The following is a 17,311-nucleotide window of genomic DNA, read 5'->3' on the forward strand; positions in this document are numbered from 1 at the left end:
GGGCGGGGGGTTCCTGAGAAGACGATGCGCCAGGCGCAGGGTTCTGCAACTGGGCAAGCGCGCGCTCTGCCTCGTCGAGGCCGCGCTGCAACCGCACCAGTTGTGCGGCTTGTTCGGCAATTGGCGGGTGACCAAAGGCTTTCAGCGACTTCAGCAATTGGGCTCTGCTCATGGCAACCTGGGCACGTGCCTGTTTCAATGCCGCGTCGCCGCCAGCCGAAGGTTTCGAGCGAATGCGCGCCAGGGCGGCTTGCGCCGGGTCTGGTTGGAGCACGGCAGGCGTGGCGGTCCGTGACTGGCGAGCCTGGCGTTCGGTCTGGCGCCGTTGCTCATCGCGCTGCATGCGGGCTGTGCGCGCGTCAAAGCGTTGCCGTGCCCGACTGCGTTTGACCGCTCTGACCGATCGCTGCGTTTCATCCATCGCGCAATCGCCAATGAACGGCACCGAGGTCATAGGCAGCGGCAGCATGTCGATGCAGTCCACCGGACAGGGGGCAACGCACAGGTCACAGCCGGTGCATTCCTGAACGATAACGGTGTGCATCAGCTTGGCGGCGCCCACGATCGCGTCCACGGGGCAGGCCTGAATGCATTTGGTGCAACCGATGCACTCGGCCTCGCGAATAAATGCGACTTGCGCCGGCGCGCTGCCCCGTTCGATGTCCAGTTGCAGCACTGGCACATTCAACAGCCGGGCCAGTGCCGCGATGGTCTCGTCGCCGCCGGGTGGACACTTGTTGATGGCTTCGCCCCTCGCAATGCCTTCGGCGTAGGGCTGGCAGCCTGGATGGCCGCACTTCCCGCACTGGGTTTGCGGCAGCAGGGCGTCGATGCGCTGAATCAGGCTCATGCTTGGACCCGATCGACGACCCGAGCGGGCCGTCGATAACGTGCAGAATGTTACGGTTCGGGGCGGGTTACTTGATGCGCTGACCGGGCTTGGCGCCGCTGTCAGGGCTCAGCAGGTAAATCTCTTCACCGCCAGGACCCGCTGCCATCACCATGCCTTCGGAGATACCGAAGCGCATTTTCCGCGGTTTCAGGTTGGCGATCATCATGGTCAACCGACCCTCCAGCTCCGCCGGGTTCGGGTACGCGCTCTTGATGCCGGAGAAGACGTTGCGCTTCTCGTCGCCGATATCCAGGGTCAGGCGCAGCAGCTTGTCGGCGCCTTCGACATGCTCGGCTTTCTCGATCAGTGCGACACGCAGGTCGATGGCTGCGAAGGCGTCGAAGTCGATCTCCGGGGAGAGCGGGTCTTTGGTCAGCTCACCATTGCCCTGCGGGGCCGCGCCTGTGTCGGTGGCGCTGGCGGCCAGGTCTTCTTTCGATGCGTCGGTCATGGCTTCCACTTTAACGGGGTCAATGCGGGTCATCAGTGGCTGGAACGGATTGAGCTGATGATTGCTCAGCAGCGTCTGGTGGTCATCCCAGGTCAGTGGCGCGACGTTGAGGAACTGCTCGGCGTCTGCGGCCAGATTCGGCAGCACAGGCTTGAGGAAGATCACCAGCTGACGGAACAGATTGATGCCCAGGGCGCAGATCGCCTGGACCTCTTCCTGTTTACCTTCCTGCTTGGCCAGCGACCAGGGCGCCTTGTCGGCTATCCACGCGTTTGCACGGTCGGCCAAGGCCATGATTTCGCGCATCGCACGGGCAAAGTCACGTGCCTCATAGGCATCGGCAATGCTTGGCGCTGCGGCGTGAAAAGCATCGGTCAGTTCGGGCTCGGCATTGCCGGCCACCAGCAAACCCGCGTTGCCTTTCTGAATGAAGCCCGCGCAACGGCTGGCGATGTTCACCACCTTGCCGATCAGGTCAGAGTTGACCTTCTGCACGAAGTCTTCAAGGTTCAGGTCCAGATCGTCCACACCACGGCCCAGCTTGGCCGCGTAGTAGTAACGCAGGTATTCCGGCGACAGGTGCTCAAGGTACGTGCGTGCCTTGATGAAGGTGCCGCGGGACTTCGACATCTTCTGGCCGTTGACGGTCAGGTAGCCGTGGACGTTGATGCCGGTAGGCTTGCGGAACCCTGAGCCTTCGAGCATCGCTGGCCAGAACAGCGCATGGAAGTTGACGATGTCTTTGCCGATGAAGTGGTAAAGCTCGGTGGTCGAGTCTTTGCTCCAGAAGGCGTCAAAGTCCAGATCCGGGCGGCGCGCGCAGAGGTTCTTGAAGCTCGCCATGTAGCCAATTGGAGCGTCCAGCCACACGTAGAAATATTTGCCCGGCTCGTCGGGGATCTCGAAGCCGAAATACGGCGCATCACGGGAGATGTCCCACTGCTGCAGGCCGGAATCCAGCCACTCGGCGATCTTGTTGGCCACGGCGTCCTGCAACGTGCCGCTTCGGGTCCAGCTTTTGAGCATGGCGTCGAACGCAGGCAGGTCGAAGAAGAAATGTTTGGAGTCTCTGAGGACCGGGGTTGCACCGGAGATCGCGGACTTCGGATCTTTCAGGTCAGTCGGGGCGTAGGTCGCGCCGCACTTTTCGCAGTTGTCGCCGTACTGGTCTTCAGTGCCGCATTTCGGGCAGGTGCCCTTGATGAAGCGGTCGGCCAGGAACATTTTCTTTTCCGGGTCGAAATACTGCGTCACGGAGCGCGTGGCGATGTGTCCGGCGTCGCGAAGCCGTTTGTAGATCTCGCTGGACAGCTCGCGGTTTTCTTCGGCGTGGGTCGAGTGGAAGTTGTCGAAGTCCACCAGAAAGTCAGCGAAGTCGGCACTGTGCTCGGCCTGCACGTTGGCGATCAACTGCTCGGGCGTGATGCCTTCTTTCTCGGCGCGCAGCATGATGGCCGAACCATGGGCGTCATCCGCGCACACATAAATGCACTGGTTGCCGCGGTGCTTTTGAAAGCGCACCCACATGTCGGTCTGAATGTACTCGAGCATGTGGCCAAGGTGAATGGAACCATTGGCATAGGGCAGGGCGCTGGTGACGAGAATCTTGCGTGGCTCGGACATTGGGCTCGGCTACTTGAAGTGAAACGGAGGTCGGCCACTATAAAGGCCTGAGCGTTTTTTTTCATCCCGCGCTGCATGTCGGAATCTGCCGATGTGCTTGAAAGAAAACGTCGTTGCGTTCTTTATCAGGCATACAAGGTAGGATGGCCGCCTGTTTTAGTCAGTCTTATAGGGAGTCACCCATGAGCGCCGTCAATCGCGCAACGGTGGAAGCCGTCCTTCGCCAGTACACCGATCCTTACTTGAATCAGGACCCGGTCAGCGCCGGGTGTGTCCGCGCCATCGAGATCGACGGCGACCGCGTGAGCGTCCAGCTGGAACTGGGTTACGCGGCTGCGCTGTTCAAGAACGGCTGGGCGCAGGTGCTGCAGATGGCGATTGAAGGGCTGGATGGCGTCGCATCGGCCAGCGTCCAGATCGCCTCGGTCATTCACCCCCACAAAGCCCTCGGCCAGATCCCCGGCCTGGCCAATGTGAAGAACATCGTGGCCGTTGCGTCGGGCAAAGGCGGCGTCGGTAAATCCACGACGGCGGCGAACCTGGCGTTGGCGCTTTCCCGCGAAGGCGCGCGCGTCGGCATTCTTGATGCCGATATCTACGGCCCGAGCCAGGGTGTCATGTTCGGCATCGCCGAAGGCACCCGTCCGAAGATCAAGGATCAGAAGTGGTTCGTGCCGATCGAGGCCCATGGCATCGAAGTGATGTCCATGGCGTTTCTGACCGACGACAACACGCCGATGGTCTGGAGAGGGCCGATGGTGTCGGGGGCGCTGCTGCAACTGGTGACCCAGACCGCCTGGAATGATCTGGATTACCTGGTCATCGACATGCCGCCAGGCACCGGTGATATCCAGCTGACCCTCGCGCAGAAGGTCCCGGTTGCAGGCGCAGTCATTGTCACGACCCCGCAGGATCTTGCATTGCTGGACGCGAAGAAAGGCGTGGAGATGTTCCGTAAGGTCAACATCCCGGTGCTGGGTGTCGTTGAAAACATGGCCGTGCATATCTGCTCGAATTGCGGTCATGCCGAGCATCTGTTTGGCGAAGGCGGAGGGGAAAAGCTGGCGACGCAATATGGCGTCGAGTTGCTGGCCTCGCTGCCGCTGTCCATGCTGATTCGAGAGCAGGCCGATGGCGGCAAGCCAACGGCGATTGCCGAGCCCGAAAGTCAGATTGCGATGGTGTATCAGGAGCTGGCGCGTCATGTCGGCGCGCGGATCGTGCTGCAGGAAGCTGCGACTGCGGAGATGCCGAGCATCTCTGAGAGCGACGACTGATGCGCTGAGGCGCAAGGCTGGAAACGCGATGTGCCGGAGGCTCGGCATGTCGCGGTAGTAGGATTTGAGGCAGCGGGTAGCAGGCGGAATGCGCAGGAATGCCTTTTCTACAGGCACAAAAAAACCCCGCTTTTGAGGGCGGGGTTCTTTAAGCGATTCAGTACAAGTTAGATAACTTGAACTTCTTCAGCTTGCATGCCTTTCTGACCGCGGGTAGCGATGAAAGAGACCTGTTGGCCTTCTTTCAGGCTTTTGAAGCCGTCAGATTGGATAGCTTTGAAGTGAACGAACAGGTCGTCACCGGATTGTGGAGTGATGAAGCCGAAGCCTTTTTCATCGTTGAACCACTTAACGGTACCAGTTTGGCGATTAGACATAGTGTATCTCCTTGGACAAAGTTAACTGCGACTCAGGAAGTGCCCTGGCCGAGACTGAGTGCAAAGAGCAGGAAAAATTCTTGGAGATGGTTGGATCGAAATTCAACATCGTGTAGATATTCTCAGTGACACAAGCAACACAGTGGAGCCACCTTACCCCACTTTTTCAGATGTGCAAAGGGGCTGTCTGCGATTTTTTCTTGAGGTGGCTCAACGTCTTTAATGCAGACGGCGCGCAATCTTTGAACCCGGGGCGTTCGACCGGTAAGATGCCGGACATCTTTTTCACCTCGCTATTCAGGACACCGCCATGAGCATCAAATCGGACAAGTGGATTCGCCGCATGGCGCAGGAACACGGCATGATCGAGCCGTTCGTGGAGCGTCAGGTGCGCGGCGAAGGCGCTGATCGGGTGATCTCTTTCGGTGTCTCCAGCTATGGCTACGACGTGCGTTGCGCCGACGAATTCAAGGTGTTCACCAACATCAATTCGGCCACCGTAGACCCCAAGAATTTCGATGAAAAAAGTTTTGTAGACGTCAAAAGCGACGTCTGCATCATCCCGCCGAACTCGTTTGCACTGGCGCGCACCGTCGAATATTTCCGCATTCCGCGTAACGTGCTGACCATCTGCCTGGGCAAAAGCACTTACGCGCGCTGCGGCATCATCGTCAACGTGACGCCGCTTGAGCCGGAATGGGAAGGCCACGTGACGCTGGAGTTCTCCAACACCACCACGCTGCCGGCGAAGATCTACGCCAATGAGGGCGTCGCGCAGATGCTTTTTCTGGAATCCGACGAAGAGTGCGAAGTGTCCTACAAGGACCGTGGTGGCAAGTATCAAGGCCAGCGCGGTGTGACGCTGCCTCGCACGTAATAGCGCCATTTGTCACCTGGGCACTGAATTTGTCTCGGAATCCGCACTCTATTGACTGAACTGTTCCCTTCCGCACCATGCGGTTGGGGCCAACGCTCAGGAGTGCCCTATGAAGAGACACATCAACACCAGCAGCAAGGAACCCGACCCGAGTGCCAATCAGGTTGGGTTGCTGGCTTGGTCGCTGTTAGCGCATCCACACCTCAATAACATGGTCGCCGGGGGCATTCCCGGGCAGCCAGACCCAGACAGTCCAAACGAATACCCTCAGCCTGACGAAGGTGGCGTGCCGACCATTCCGGACGAGCCACCGCCGGCACCGGTTGCCTGAGTGATGTCCCGCCGGAGCCAAAGCATCGGCGGGGCCATTTTGCTTCTCGGTCAGTCACATCAAGCCGTTCGATCAGGATCCCGGCGATCCTTCGGCCCCGTTCTTTCGACCCCGTTTCAAGCCGTTGACATTCCGCTTCAAACCGCCTCCCATACCGCCCCATCCCCCACCACATAAACCTTGCTGTTCTCAGCGCGGTCGATATTCATCCCCCCGGTAAAAGCCCCGAATGCTGGCAGCAGGCTCACCCGTGGCAGCACGTAAAAGCACGGCAGCCGCAAGCGCTGGCGTCCACGGCCATATAGCCGGTAAGCCGGGTGCACATGGCCCGCCAGTACGTGAAAGTCAGGGTGTGGGTCAGGTTCATGCTGTAGCGCGTACGGTCCCAGAAACATCGGCTCCTCGACGACGTCCATGCGCAACTCCGGTGGCGGGTCACCCGCACGCTTGTCGTGGTTGCCCCGAATCAGGGTAATCGCCAGGCCATGATGCTTGTCGCGCCATGCCTGAATGGCCGACAGCGTGCCGGCCGCATGGGATTCCGGGGCGTGAAGAAAGTCCCCCAGAAAAATGAGCCGATCGCAGTCATAGCTCGCCAGCAGCGCATCGAGGCGCTGAAGGTTATCGTCGGTGGTGCCATGGGGCACTGGCTGACCCAGCCGTCGATACGCAGCAGCCTTGCCAAAGTGGGCGTCGGCAATCAACAACGCGCGCTCGGCCGGGTAGTAGATGGCTTTGTCCGCCAGTAACCACAACTCCGCACCCGCCAGCTGAATCGAAAGATACGGCCTCACGTCATGACCTCAGGCCCGGCGGCTTTTTCGAGGTCGCTGACCATGCGTGCAATACGGTCGGAGAGTTTCTCGGTGCTGAGGCTTTCGCGCATGCGTTCGACCAGCAGCGGAAAGGCCATCGGGGTGGGGCGTTTGATCACGTGCAAATCCAGGGTTCGGTTGTTGATGCGGCTGAGGGTTTGTTCAAGACGGGCGACGTCCAGTTCCTGGCGCAGCACTTCTTCCTGCGCCTGGGTCAGCAACAGGTTGCTGGCGTCGTACTGTTTGAACACTTCGAAGAACAAGCCGCTGGAGGCCTGCAGTTGTCGGTTGCTCTTCGGAGCGCCTGGGTAGCCGGAGAACACCAGCCCGGCAATGCGGGCAATCTCGCGGAAGCGGCGCAAGGCCAGTTCGCCGGCGTTCAGACTGGCAATGATGTCGGCCAGCAGCTCGTCCTCGGAAAACAGTTGAGTCGTCAGGCGCTCGTTCCAGTCGATCGGCGTAGCACTGAGCAGCTCGAAGCCGTAGTCGTTCACGGCGATCGAAAAGGTCAGTGGCGTGTCGCGGCTCAGTCGCCACGCCAGCAGGCTCGCCAGCCCCAGGTGCACATGCCGGCCGGCGAAGGGGTAGAGAAACAGATGCCAACCCTCGCGGGACTTCAGGACTTCCGCCAGCAGCGTGTCCTTGCGCGGCAACGCTGACCATTGCCGCTGCACTTCGAGCAGCGGGCTGACGATGTGCATCTCGGGGCTGCTGAAGTCGCCCCGGGCAGCGGCATCGAATTTTTCGACCACGGCGTTTGCCAGCTCGTTGGAGAGCGGCATCCGTCCGCCATTCCAGCGGGGGACGGCGGCTTTCTTGCCCGTGGCCTTTTTCACGTACGCGGTCATGTTCTCAACGCGCACCAGTTCCAGCAGACGACCGCTGAACAAAAAGCCGTCTCCGGGTTTCAAACGGGCGATGAAGCCTTCTTCGACGCTGCCGAGGGATCCACCACCGCCGCCCTTGCTCCAATACTTCACGTTGATGCTGGCGTCGCTGACGATGGTGCCTACGCTCATGCGATGGCGGCGGGCGAGGCGTGCATCGGGGACGCGCCAGATGCCGTCTTCGTCAGGCTCAACGCGTCGATAATCAGGATACGCTGTCAGTGACAAGCCGCCGTAGCGAACGAACGCAAGCGCCCATTCCCATTCCTCGTCAGTCAGATCGCGGTAGGCCCACGCGGTGCGAACTTCGGCCAGTAACGCGTCTGGAGTAAAACCGCCACCGAGGGCCATGCTCACCAGATGCTGTACGAGGACATCCAGCGGCTTGTGGGGGGATTCGCGGGGTTCGATCAGGCGCGCGTTGACGGCATCGCGGGCAGCGGCGGCTTCGACCAGCTCCAGGCTATGCGTCGGCACCAGTGTGACCCGTGACGGGCGGCCAGGCGCGTGGCCCGAGCGTCCCGCACGCTGCATCAGCCGCGCGACGCCTTTGGCCGAGCCGATCTGCAGCACGCGCTCGACCGGCAGAAAATCCACGCCGAGGTCGAGGCTTGAGGTGCAGACCACGGCTTTCAGGTGGCCTTCTTTCAGCGCGCGTTCAACCCAGTCGCGGACCTCACGGGACAACGAGCCGTGGTGCAGCGCGATCAGCCCGGCCCAATCCGGGCGCGCCTCCAGCAGCGCTTGATACCAGACTTCCGACTGCGCCCGGGTGTTGGTGAACAGCAGGCAACTGGAACTGCTGTCGACCTCGGCCAGCACTTGCGGCAGCATGCGCAAGCCCATGTGCCCGGCCCAGGGGAAGCGCTCGATGGACGGCGGCAGCAGTGTGTCGACGATCAATTCCTTGACCACTTTGCCGTGAACGGTGGTGCCGTGATCGCCCACCAGCACCTGTTGCGCGTGCTCCTGATTGCCGAGGGTCGCGGAAAGGCCCCAGATGACCAGCTCGGGATTCCACTGACGTAACCGCGCCAGCGCCAGTTGCAACTGGATGCCGCGCTTGTTGCCGATCAGCTCGTGCCATTCATCGACGACGACCATCTTCAGCGTCGACATCGTCGCCTGGGCATCGGCGCGGGTGAGTAGCAGCGTCAGGCTCTCCGGCGTGGTGATCAGCGCAGAGGGCAGGCGCCGGCCCTGTTTGGCGCGCTCGCTGCTGCTGGTGTCGCCGGTGCGCAGGCCGACGCTCCACGGAATCTGTAAATCCTGCAGCGGGCCTTCCAGCGCCCGGGCGGTGTCGGCCGCGAGGGCACGCATGGGCGTGATCCACAGCACGCTGAGGGGCGCGGCGACGGGCTTGCGCTTGCGCGGCTTCTGCTCGGTCGGCGCGGGCGCCGGCCGGGCGAACTGGTTGAGGGCGGCAAACCACACCGAGTAGGTCTTGCCCGCGCCGGTGCTGGCGTGCAGGAGGCCCGACTCGCCGCGGGCGACAGCGGCCCAGACTTCTTTCTGGAAGGGGAAGGGTTTCCAGCCACGCTCGGCAAACCAGCGCTTGGCGAAATTGACAGCTTTAGGCATGCGCAGGCTCTGGGAGGGGTTAAGTCACAGACCGCTGGGGGAGGGGTTTAGTTTGGTCGGGATTTATCACCCGGCGCTGAATGTGTAGGAGCGCGCTTGCCCGCGATAGCTTTCCGTCAGTCACCGGCTCGGGCGCAGACAAATGGCTATCGAGGGCAATTTGGAGCGCCACACCGGTCGCTCCTACAGGATGTGCATTTGCCAGGCGTAATGAACGCGGCAGGAGATCAGGGCGCTACGAGTTACTTCAAGTTCCCACTCAAAAACTGCTGCAGGCGCTCGCTCTTCGGGCTGCCCAGCACGTCGTCCGGGTGGCCCATTTCCTCGATCTGGCCCTGGTGCAGGAACACCACCTGATTGGCGACCTTGCGGGCGAAGCCCATTTCGTGGGTCACCAGAATCATGGTCCGGCCTTCTTCTGCCAGGCCCTGAATCACCTTCAACACTTCGCCGACCAATTCAGGGTCGAGCGCTGAAGTAGGCTCGTCGAACAGCATGATTTCCGGTTCCATCGCCAACGCCCGGGCGATCGCCACGCGCTGCTGCTGGCCGCCGGACAGAAACGCCGGGTATTGATCGGCGACGCGCACGGGCAGCCCGACCTTGTCCAAGTATTTGCGCGCGCGGGCCTCGGCTTCGACCTTCGACACGCCCAGCACCCGGCGCGGCGCCATGGTGATGTTTTCCAGCACCGTCATGTGGCTCCACAGGTTGAAGTGCTGGAACACCATCGCCAGACGTGTACGAATCCGCTGCAGCTCCCCCGGGTCGGCAACGCGCATGCCGCCGGCGTCGCTGACCATGCGCACGGGCTGGCCGTCCAGGCTCATGGCGCCGTCATTGGGTTGCTCGAGAAAATTGATGCAGCGCAGGAACGTGCTCTTGCCCGAGCCGCTGGCGCCGATCAGGCAAATCACGTCGCCGACGCTGGCCTTGAGCGACACCCCTTTGAGCACCTCGTGGTCACCGTAGCTTTTATGCAGGCCATCGATGGTCAGTTTGTACATGAAGGGCAGTCCTCAAGGAGAAAGTAAGTAGCCGCTGCGGTAGGCTTCGGTGCCGGCGACATGGGCGATGACCATGCCGGCGGTCGCCATGCGTCGCAATGAGCGGGCGTACATAAGGCCAGCGTTGGCCGTGTGGATCGGGGTCACTGCGTCGCTGATCGGGTCGATGACCTCAGCGATCAATTGCCCCGCCTCGACGTATTCGCCGGGCAGTGTGCAGAACACCAGCAGACCACCCACAGGCGTGGCGACCGGTTCGACGCCCGCCAGCGGGGTCGCCGGGTAAATCAGTTCAGGTGGTGCAACCGGCTCGCCGGCAATGGCGCCATGGTGCATCAGGTAGCTGATGATCGCCTGGCAGTCACGGCTGGCGAGGGCGTGGTTGACATCGCCCTGGCCGCGCAACTCCAGGGTCACGGAAAAACTGCCCAGCGGAATCGGAAAGCGTTTGGCAAAACGCTGCTGCAATTGCCACCAGACCAGCGTGAAGCATTCGTCGAACGACTGCCCGCCGGAATCGGTCGCCAGCAGGCTTGCCTGTGCGCCGAGATAACGCGACAGCGCTTCGACCTGCGGCCAGGCCTCGGGCGTGGTGTACAGGTGCTCGACGGATTCGAAATCACAGTGCAAGTCCAGCACCACGTCGGCGTCACAGGCCAGGCGTTGCAACGTCAGCCGCTGGGACTCCAGCTGGGTGCTGCCGACGCAGTTATTCAGTGCCGCCAGCAAGGTTTTGCGAATCAGCGTGACGTTGCCCTTGGGGTCATCGGTCAGCTGCGCTTCGACTTCATCGCCCACTTGCTGGCCGAGGTCGACAAAGCGACGATTGAAATTCTGTCCGCTCTCAAGCTCGTAACGTCCCAACGGCATGTCCATCAGAACCTGCTCCAGGCCGACGGGGTTGGCCACCGGAACGACCACGACTTCGCCGAGCAACTGACCGGCGTTTTCAAGCTCAGCCAGCCGTTGCTTCAAATACCACGACACCAGCATGCCCGGCAGCTCGTCGGCGTGCAGGGACGACTGGATGTAAACCTTGCAGACGCTGTTTTCCGGGCCGTAGTGAAAGCTGTGGATCTGTCGAGCAGTGCCGGGCACCGGGGCCAGCAGATCATGGGTCTGGTGTCGCATGCAGGGTTCCTAGTGAGTCGGGCCGAGGAAGGCCAGCCAGCGGCGTTCAGCCAATCGGAACAGGCCCACCAGAATGAACGTGACGGTGAGGTAGATCAGCGCCGCGATGCCGAACGACTGGAACGTCAGGAAGGTGGCCGAGTTGGCGTCCCGCGCGACCTTGAGGATGTCCGGCACGGTGGCGGTGAAGGCCACGGTGGTCGAGTGCAGCATCAAGATCACTTCGTTGCTGTAATAAGGCAGCGAACGGCGCAGGGCCGACGGCATGATGACGTAGGTGTACAGGCGCCAGCCGGTCAGGCCGTAAGCCTTGGCCGCCTCGACTTCGCCGTGGTTCATGCTGCGAATCGCACCGGCGAAGATTTCGGTGGTGTAGGCGCAGGTGTTCAGGGCGAAGGCGAGGATGGTGCAGTTCATCGCGTCACGGAAGAACGCACCGAGCATGGGCTGCTCACGCACGGCAGCGATGCTGTAAATCCCGGTGTAGCAAATCAGCAACTGTATATACAGCGGCGTTCCGCGGAACAGGTAGGTGTAGAACTGCACCGGCCAGCGCACCATCGGATTGCGCGAGACGCGAGCGATGGACAGTGGAATCGAGACGATGAAGCCGATGGCGATGGACGCACTGAGCAGCCACATCGTCATAGCCAGGCCGGTGACGTTCTGGCCGTCCGTATAAAGGAAGGCCCGCCAGTATTCTTGCAGCAACTCGATCATCGTTGAGCCTCCCGGCTGCCGGCGGCATAACGCCGTTCGGCCCAGCGCAGGGCGAAGTTGGACACGCTGGTGATGACCAGATAGATCAGCGCGGCGAGTACCAGGAAATAGAACAGCTGATACGTGCTTTTACCCGCATCCTGCGCGGCCTTGACCAGATCGGCCAGGCCGATGATCGACACCAGCGCGGTGGCCTTGAGCACCACTTGCCAGTTGTTGCCGATGCCCGGCAGGGCGAAGCGCATCATCTGCGGGAATACCACCATGCGAAACCGTTGCGAACGGCTGAGCCCGTAGGCCGTGGCCGCTTCGACCTGACCGCGCGGTACAGCGAGAATCGCGCCGCGGAAGGTTTCGGTGAAATACGCGCCATAGATGAAGCCCAGCGTGATGACGCCGGCAGAGAAAGGGTCGATCTCGATGTAATCCCAATCCATCGCTTCGGTGAGCGTGGTCAGCCAGGTTTGCAGGCTGTAGAAGATCAGCAGCATCAGCACCAGATCCGGCACGCCACGGATCAGCGTGGTGTAAATCTGGGCCGGAACCCGCAGCACGGCGGCTTTCGACAGTTTGGCACTGGCGCCCAGCAGGCCGAGCACAATGGCCAGCAGCAGCGACATTACCGATAATTTGACGGTCATCCAGGTGCCTTGCAGCAACAGCGGGCCGAAGCCTTTCAGGCTGAATGCTGACAGTCCCAGGTTTTGCAGGAGAGTTTCGAACATGTGCAACCTATGCAGTCAATAAAAACGCCCGTGAACTTCAGCGGCGGATTCTGGCTGAAATCAACGGGCGTCTGTTTGCTTATTTACCGCTGTACAGATTCAGATCGCCGAAGTGCTTCTTCTGGATCTCGGCGTACTTGCCGTCATCGTGTAACGCTTTGATACCTTTGTCCAAAAGCGCTTTCAGGTCCTTGTTACCTTTCGAGATGCCGACGGCCGTTTTGGCTGGCAGCAGGGGATCGTCGATTGGCTTGCTGACTTCGTAGTCACCGCCTTGTGGCGACTTCAGGAAGCCCAGTTCGGCTTGCAGCATGTCTTGAACCGATGCGTCCAGACGACCGGAAACGAGGTCGGCATACACCTGATCCTGGTTGGCATAGGCTTGGGTTTTCACGCCAGCCTTGTCCAGAATGGCCTTGGCGTAGGCTTCCTGGATGGTGCCTTGCTCGTAACCCACGGTTTTGCCTTTCAGCGAAGCAAGGTCAGTGCTCAGTCCGGAGCCTTTTTTGTAGACCAGCGAGGTAGGGCCGGAGAACAGTTCGCTGGAGAAGTCGATGACTTTCTCGCGGGCCGGGGTCACGGTCATGGAGGAGATCACACCGTCGAACTTGTTGGCTTTCAGGCCCGGAATCATGCCGTCGAAATCGCTTTCGACCCACTTGCACTTGACCTTCAGTTCAGCACAGATCGCGTTGCCCAGGTCGATATCGAAGCCCACCAGGCTGCCATCGGCGGCTTTGGATTCGAATGGCGCGTAGGAAGGATCGACGCCGAAACGCAGTTCCTTGTACTCCTTGGCCATTGCGTTACCGGCGGCCAGACAGATGGCGAGTGCGGAAAGGGTCAGCCATGCTTTTTTCATCGTTCAGTCCTTAAAACCAAATTGAGCGTTGGGAACACGCGAAGGCTTGCTACCGGCAAAAGCCAGACCGCAAATAGACAGCAATTTCCGAACCAAACAAACGAACGCGCGTTTTAAATGTACGGAGTTGTCGCAATGATGACTTAGAGCCATCTTTTGTCTTTTTTTGAGGTCCCGCAGGCACCGGCAGAGTAGCCGTATCCTGTTGAGAGTGGGCGAAAAAGTTGCAGGCTCCGGGGTCACCTGCGGTGCCTGTTGCGGTGCAGGGGAGATTCGAAACGCCTGCCGGGGCTCGTCTTTGGAAGGCTGGCGTTTTTATGCGCCCCATATCAGCGCACTCGACGTCGGACGGGGCCAGGCCCGCGCACCGCGACGGTGCTCAGGCCAGCAGGTCCTGCAGCGTCGCCAGGCTGTCGGCTTCGGCGACCGGCTTATCGAGGCGCCAGCGCAGCATCCTCGGGAACCTCACGGCGATGCCGCTCTTGTGTCGTTTCGACAGGGCAATGCCCTCGAACCCCAGCTCGAACACCAGGGTCGGGGTAACACTTCGCACCGGGCCGAATTTGTCCACAGTGGTCTTGCGGATGATTGCATCGACCTTGCGCATCTCTTCGTCGGTCAGCCCCGAATACGCTTTGGCGAAGGGCACCAATGTCCGTTCGCTGGATTCAGGCGGGCCGTCCCAGACCGCGAACGTGTAATCGCTGTACAGACTGGCGCGGCGGCCGTGACCGCGTTGGGCGTAGATCAGCACGGCGTCAACGCTGAACGGGTCCATTTTCCATTTCCACCAGACGCCCATGTCCTTCGTGCGCCCCACGCCGTACATCGAGTCCCGCGCCTTGAGCATCATGCCTTCCACGCCGAGACTGCGGGACGCCTCGCGCTGCCGGCCGAGGTCCAGCCAGTCGTTGCCGGTCAGGACCGGAGATGGCATCAGCACCGGGCTCTGGGCGTTGGCGATGACCTTTTCCAGCTGCGTGCGCCGCTCATGTTGCGGGCGAATGCGCCAGTCGTGGCCTTCCCATTCCAGCAGATCGTAAGCCAGCACGACGACCGGCACGTCTTCCAGAATCTTCTTGCCGAGGGTTTTGCGGCCGATCCGCTGTTGCAGCAGGGCGAAGGGCTGCACCGACGGCGTCGCTTCACCAGGCGTGCCGGGCGCGGGGGTGTCGAGGGCGAACTCGCCTTCCTCGGCATTTTCCGGGGGCGCGGCTTTCCAGACGACGATCTCGCCGTCGATCACCGTGCCGTCGGGCAGGCATTGAGCCAGGCTGTGCAGTTCCGGGAAGCGATCCGTGACCAGTTCTTCGCCTCGCGACCAGATCCACAGCCGTCCTTCGCGCTTGACCACCTGAGCGCGAATGCCGTCCCACTTCCACTCCACCTGCCAGTTTTCCGCGGCGCCGAGCAGGTTCTCGAACTGATCGACCGGCTGCTGCAGCGCATGGGCGAGGAAAAAGGGGTAGGGCTGGCCGCCCCGTTGCGCGTGTTCGTCGGCCGATTCTTCTGCGATGAGCTTTAGATAGCCTTCGGCGCTGGGGCGATGGGAAAGATCGGTGTACCCCACGAGTCGCTGGGCCACGCGCTTGCTGTCGATATCGGCCAGCGCGGCAAGGGCGCGGGTCACCAGCAACTTGGAAACACCAACACGGAAACTGCCAGTGATCAGCTTCAGGCAGACCATCAGGCTTTGCGGGTCCAGTTGCGACCAGAACGTCGGCAGGCGCTCGAGCAACGCTTCCGGGGGCAGACCGCGCAGGGGCAGCAGATGGTTTTCCATCCAGCTTGCCAGGCCTTCTTCGGAGCTGTGCTCGGCTTTAGGGAGCAGCAGCGACAGAGTTTCCGCCAGATCGCCTACCGCTTGGTAACTCTCCTCGAACAACCATTCCGGCAAGCCCGACAGCAGCAGCGCCTGCTCACGCAACATGCGCGTCGGCACCAGTTGCCGTGGGCGTCCGCCGGCCAGGAAATACACCGCCCATGCGGCGTCTTCGGGGGCGGCCTTGCTGAAGTAGGCTTGCATGGCCGCCAGCTTCGCATTGCTGGAGGTGGTGGCATCGAGGTCCGAATAGAGTTCGGCGAAGGCTTTCATGACGAGGCCTCGCCTGTCGATGCAGGTTCGGGTGCGGGTTCGGTCTTGGCCGCTGCGTCGTCTTCTTCGTCGCCGTATTCGGTGGAGAAGCCTTGGGCGTCGAGGCCCAGTTCCCGCAGGTAGCGCACCAGCACGGCCACCGAACCGTGGGTGACCATGACCCGCTCGGCGCCGGTGTTTTCGATGGCCCAGAGCAGGCCCGGCCAGTCGGCATGGTCGGAGAGGGCAAAGCCGCGGTCGACACCGCGCCGACGGCGCGTGCCGCGCAACATCATCCAGCCGCTGGCAAAGGCGTCGCTGAATTCGCCAAAGCGGCGCATCCAGGTGCTGCCGCCGGCGGAGGGCGGTGCGACGATCAGGGCGCTGCGCAACGCGGGGTCGGTCTTTTTGAAGTCGCCGGCGTAGTGGGTTTCCGGAATGCGCACGCCAGCTTCGCGGTAGACACGGTTCAGCGGTTCGACGGCGCCGTGGACGAGGATCGGGCCGATGGTGGGGTCGATGCCGTGGAGGATGCGTTGGGCCTTGCCGAATGAGTAGGCGAACAGGACGCTGGCTTTGCCGGCGGCGGCATTGGCGCGCCACCATTCGTTGACCCCGGCGAAGATTTCCGCTTGGGGCTGCCAGCGATAGATTGGCAGGCCGAAGGTGGATTCGGTGATGAAGGTGTGGCAGCGCACGGGTTCGAAGGGTTCGCAGGTGCCGTCGGGTTCGACTTTGTAGTCGCCTGAGGCGACCCATATTTCGCCTTTGTATTCGAGGCGGACCTGGGCGGAGCCGAGGACGTGGCCGGCCGGGTGGAGGCTGAGTTTGACGCCGTGGTGGGTGATGCTTTCGCCGTAGGCGAGGGTCTGGAGGTTGATGTCCTGGCCCAGTCGGGAGCGCAGTATGCCTTCGCCGGGCGCGGCGGCGAGGTAGTGTTCGTTGCCGGTGCGGGCGTGGTCGCCGTGGGCGTGGGTGATGACGGAGCGTTCGACCGGGCGCCACGGATCGATGTAGAAATCACCGGGCGGGCAGTAGAGGCCTTCGGGGCGGGCAATGACGAGATCCATGGTTTGACCGGGTTTGGGGACTTGTCAGGTAGAGCGGTGGCGGGGCGCAGAAGTTCGGTTGGGGTTTTGGGTCCCGATCTCGAGATCAAGAGCGTCTGCCTGGGGGCAGACTGTTTCGGCTTCGCCGAGTTACTTGGAAAAGCACCCCAAGTAACCAAGGGTGCTTGCTCCTGGTTTGGCTCCTCCTGCGTCGGAGTACCCTCACTTCGGTCTCGCTCCGTGGGCCCGCCGCCATCCGCCATCCATGGCGGGGGGCGGCTCTCGCCGCATCCATGCGGCTCGACCCACGGAGCGAGACCTGCGTTCAGCCTGCACCCAAGTCGCGATTGGCGGTGACTGGACTGCTTGTGTAAGAAGATCAAAAGCAGATCAAAAGCTTCCCGGCTAAAGCCGGTCCTACGGGGCGCCGCCGGTCCCACTGACGGTACGCGGTGTGCTTTTTAGTGGGACCGGCTTTAGCCGGGAAGAGGCCATTTCAGGCACCATCAATCTGGTTTTTGATCGTTCCCACGCTCTGCGTCACTAGTGTCCGGGGAAAGTCCAGAGGGGGAGCTTGCTCCCCCTCTCTGACCGCATCCATACGGCATAATCAGTCTTTTCCCACTCGGTTT

General features: G+C 61.5%; 14 protein-coding genes and 1 pseudogene. 3 read left to right on the top strand and 12 right to left on the bottom strand.

Translation table 11 applies throughout. The features are described from left to right. Positions 1-7: 7 nt before the first annotated feature. Both rsxB and metG read right to left on the bottom strand, forming a co-directional pair. Positions 8-850, bottom strand: a pseudogene (rsxB, locus tag EC919_RS07310) (electron transport complex subunit RsxB); the annotation flags it as partial. A gap of 67 nt (positions 851-917) precedes the next feature. Next, complete coding sequence (metG, locus tag EC919_RS07315; protein WP_133772552.1) at positions 918-2,966, bottom strand: methionine--tRNA ligase; 2,049 nt, start codon at positions 2,964-2,966, stop codon at positions 918-920. 182 nt (positions 2,967-3,148) lie between these two features. Between metG and apbC the strand changes: the two genes are divergently transcribed. Continuing rightward, positions 3,149-4,243, top strand: coding sequence for an iron-sulfur cluster carrier protein ApbC (apbC, locus tag EC919_RS07320; RefSeq protein ID WP_133772554.1), 1,095 nt, complete (start codon positions 3,149-3,151; stop codon positions 4,241-4,243). Between the two features lie 167 nt (positions 4,244-4,410). Here the strand turns inward: apbC and EC919_RS07325 are convergent, their stop codons facing one another. Beyond that, positions 4,411-4,620, bottom strand: a complete 210-nt coding sequence (locus tag EC919_RS07325; protein WP_002554837.1) for a cold-shock protein — start codon at positions 4,618-4,620, stop codon at positions 4,411-4,413. A 310-nt stretch (positions 4,621-4,930) separates the two neighbouring features. On the opposite strand from EC919_RS07325, the gene dcd reads away from it, so the two are divergent. Continuing rightward, positions 4,931-5,497, top strand: coding sequence for a dCTP deaminase (gene dcd / locus EC919_RS07330; RefSeq protein ID WP_074889011.1), 567 nt, complete (start codon positions 4,931-4,933; stop codon positions 5,495-5,497). 109 nt (positions 5,498-5,606) lie between these two features. Further along, positions 5,607-5,828, top strand: a complete 222-nt coding sequence (locus tag EC919_RS07335) for a hypothetical protein (RefSeq protein WP_074889014.1) — start codon at positions 5,607-5,609, stop codon at positions 5,826-5,828. Between the two features lie 137 nt (positions 5,829-5,965). Here EC919_RS07335 and pdeM read toward each other — a convergent pair whose 3' ends face one another. The 9 genes from pdeM to EC919_RS07380 form a co-directional block, all read right to left on the bottom strand. Then, positions 5,966-6,622 carry a ligase-associated DNA damage response endonuclease PdeM gene (pdeM, locus tag EC919_RS07340; protein WP_133772556.1) on the bottom strand — a complete coding sequence of 219 codons (657 nt, stop codon included), beginning with the start codon at positions 6,620-6,622 and terminating at the stop codon, positions 5,966-5,968. Then, entirely contained in the window at positions 6,619-9,111 is a 2,493-nt protein-coding gene (locus EC919_RS07345; protein WP_133772559.1) for a ligase-associated DNA damage response DEXH box helicase, read from the bottom strand. The genes pdeM and EC919_RS07345 overlap by 4 nt, the downstream gene beginning before the upstream one ends. A gap of 242 nt (positions 9,112-9,353) precedes the next feature. Then, positions 9,354-10,118 carry an ABC transporter ATP-binding protein gene (locus tag EC919_RS07350; RefSeq protein WP_133772561.1) on the bottom strand — a complete coding sequence of 255 codons (765 nt, stop codon included), beginning with the start codon at positions 10,116-10,118 and terminating at the stop codon, positions 9,354-9,356. Between the two features lie 12 nt (positions 10,119-10,130). Then, on the bottom strand, positions 10,131-11,249 hold the full coding sequence (locus EC919_RS07355; protein WP_133772563.1) for a succinylglutamate desuccinylase/aspartoacylase family protein: 1,119 nt from the start codon (positions 11,247-11,249) through the stop codon (positions 10,131-10,133). A 9-nt stretch (positions 11,250-11,258) separates the two neighbouring features. After that, a complete protein-coding gene (locus EC919_RS07360) occupies positions 11,259-11,969 on the bottom strand; it encodes an ABC transporter permease (RefSeq protein ID WP_133772565.1) in 711 nt (236 codons plus the stop codon). Then, entirely contained in the window at positions 11,966-12,694 is a 729-nt protein-coding gene (locus EC919_RS07365) for an ABC transporter permease (RefSeq protein WP_133772567.1), read from the bottom strand. Before EC919_RS07365 ends, EC919_RS07360 begins: the two co-directional genes overlap by 4 nt. Positions 12,695-12,773: 79 nt before the next feature. Continuing rightward, the gene (locus tag EC919_RS07370) at positions 12,774-13,556 is read right to left on the bottom strand and encodes a transporter substrate-binding domain-containing protein (protein WP_133772569.1); all 783 of its coding nucleotides are present in this window, start codon (positions 13,554-13,556) and stop codon (positions 12,774-12,776) included. 379 nt (positions 13,557-13,935) lie between these two features. Further along, a complete protein-coding gene (locus EC919_RS07375; RefSeq protein ID WP_133772571.1) occupies positions 13,936-15,651 on the bottom strand; it encodes an ATP-dependent DNA ligase in 1,716 nt (571 codons plus the stop codon). Further along, positions 15,648-16,700, bottom strand: coding sequence for a ligase-associated DNA damage response exonuclease (locus EC919_RS07380; protein ID WP_133772573.1), 1,053 nt, complete (start codon positions 16,698-16,700; stop codon positions 15,648-15,650). The genes EC919_RS07375 and EC919_RS07380 overlap by 4 nt, the downstream gene beginning before the upstream one ends. Positions 16,701-17,311: the final 611 nt, after the last annotated feature.

The sequence above is a fragment of the Pseudomonas graminis genome (assembly GCF_004364335.1).
GTDB classification, from domain to species: Bacteria; Pseudomonadota; Gammaproteobacteria; order Pseudomonadales; family Pseudomonadaceae; genus Aquipseudomonas; species Aquipseudomonas graminis_D.

Coding starts and splice junctions, on each gene's coding strand:
- metG (WP_133772552.1), bottom strand. CDS start 2,966: ATGTCCGAGCCACGCAAGATTCTCGTCACCAGCGCCCTGCCCTATGCC.
- apbC (WP_133772554.1), top strand. CDS start 3,149: ATGAGCGCCGTCAATCGCGCAACGGTGGAAGCCGTCCTTCGCCAGTAC.
- EC919_RS07325 (WP_002554837.1), bottom strand. CDS start 4,620: ATGTCTAATCGCCAAACTGGTACCGTTAAGTGGTTCAACGATGAAAAA.
- dcd (WP_074889011.1), top strand. CDS start 4,931: ATGAGCATCAAATCGGACAAGTGGATTCGCCGCATGGCGCAGGAACAC.
- EC919_RS07335 (WP_074889014.1), top strand. CDS start 5,607: ATGAAGAGACACATCAACACCAGCAGCAAGGAACCCGACCCGAGTGCC.
- EC919_RS07345 (WP_133772559.1), bottom strand. CDS start 9,111: ATGCCTAAAGCTGTCAATTTCGCCAAGCGCTGGTTTGCCGAGCGTGGC.
- EC919_RS07350 (WP_133772561.1), bottom strand. CDS start 10,118: ATGTACAAACTGACCATCGATGGCCTGCATAAAAGCTACGGTGACCAC.
- EC919_RS07355 (WP_133772563.1), bottom strand. CDS start 11,249: ATGCGACACCAGACCCATGATCTGCTGGCCCCGGTGCCCGGCACTGCT.
- EC919_RS07360 (WP_133772565.1), bottom strand. CDS start 11,969: ATGATCGAGTTGCTGCAAGAATACTGGCGGGCCTTCCTTTATACGGAC.
- EC919_RS07365 (WP_133772567.1), bottom strand. CDS start 12,694: ATGTTCGAAACTCTCCTGCAAAACCTGGGACTGTCAGCATTCAGCCTG.
- EC919_RS07370 (WP_133772569.1), bottom strand. CDS start 13,556: ATGAAAAAAGCATGGCTGACCCTTTCCGCACTCGCCATCTGTCTGGCC.
- EC919_RS07375 (WP_133772571.1), bottom strand. CDS start 15,651: ATGAAAGCCTTCGCCGAACTCTATTCGGACCTCGATGCCACCACCTCC.
- EC919_RS07380 (WP_133772573.1), bottom strand. CDS start 16,700: ATGGATCTCGTCATTGCCCGCCCCGAAGGCCTCTACTGCCCGCCCGGT.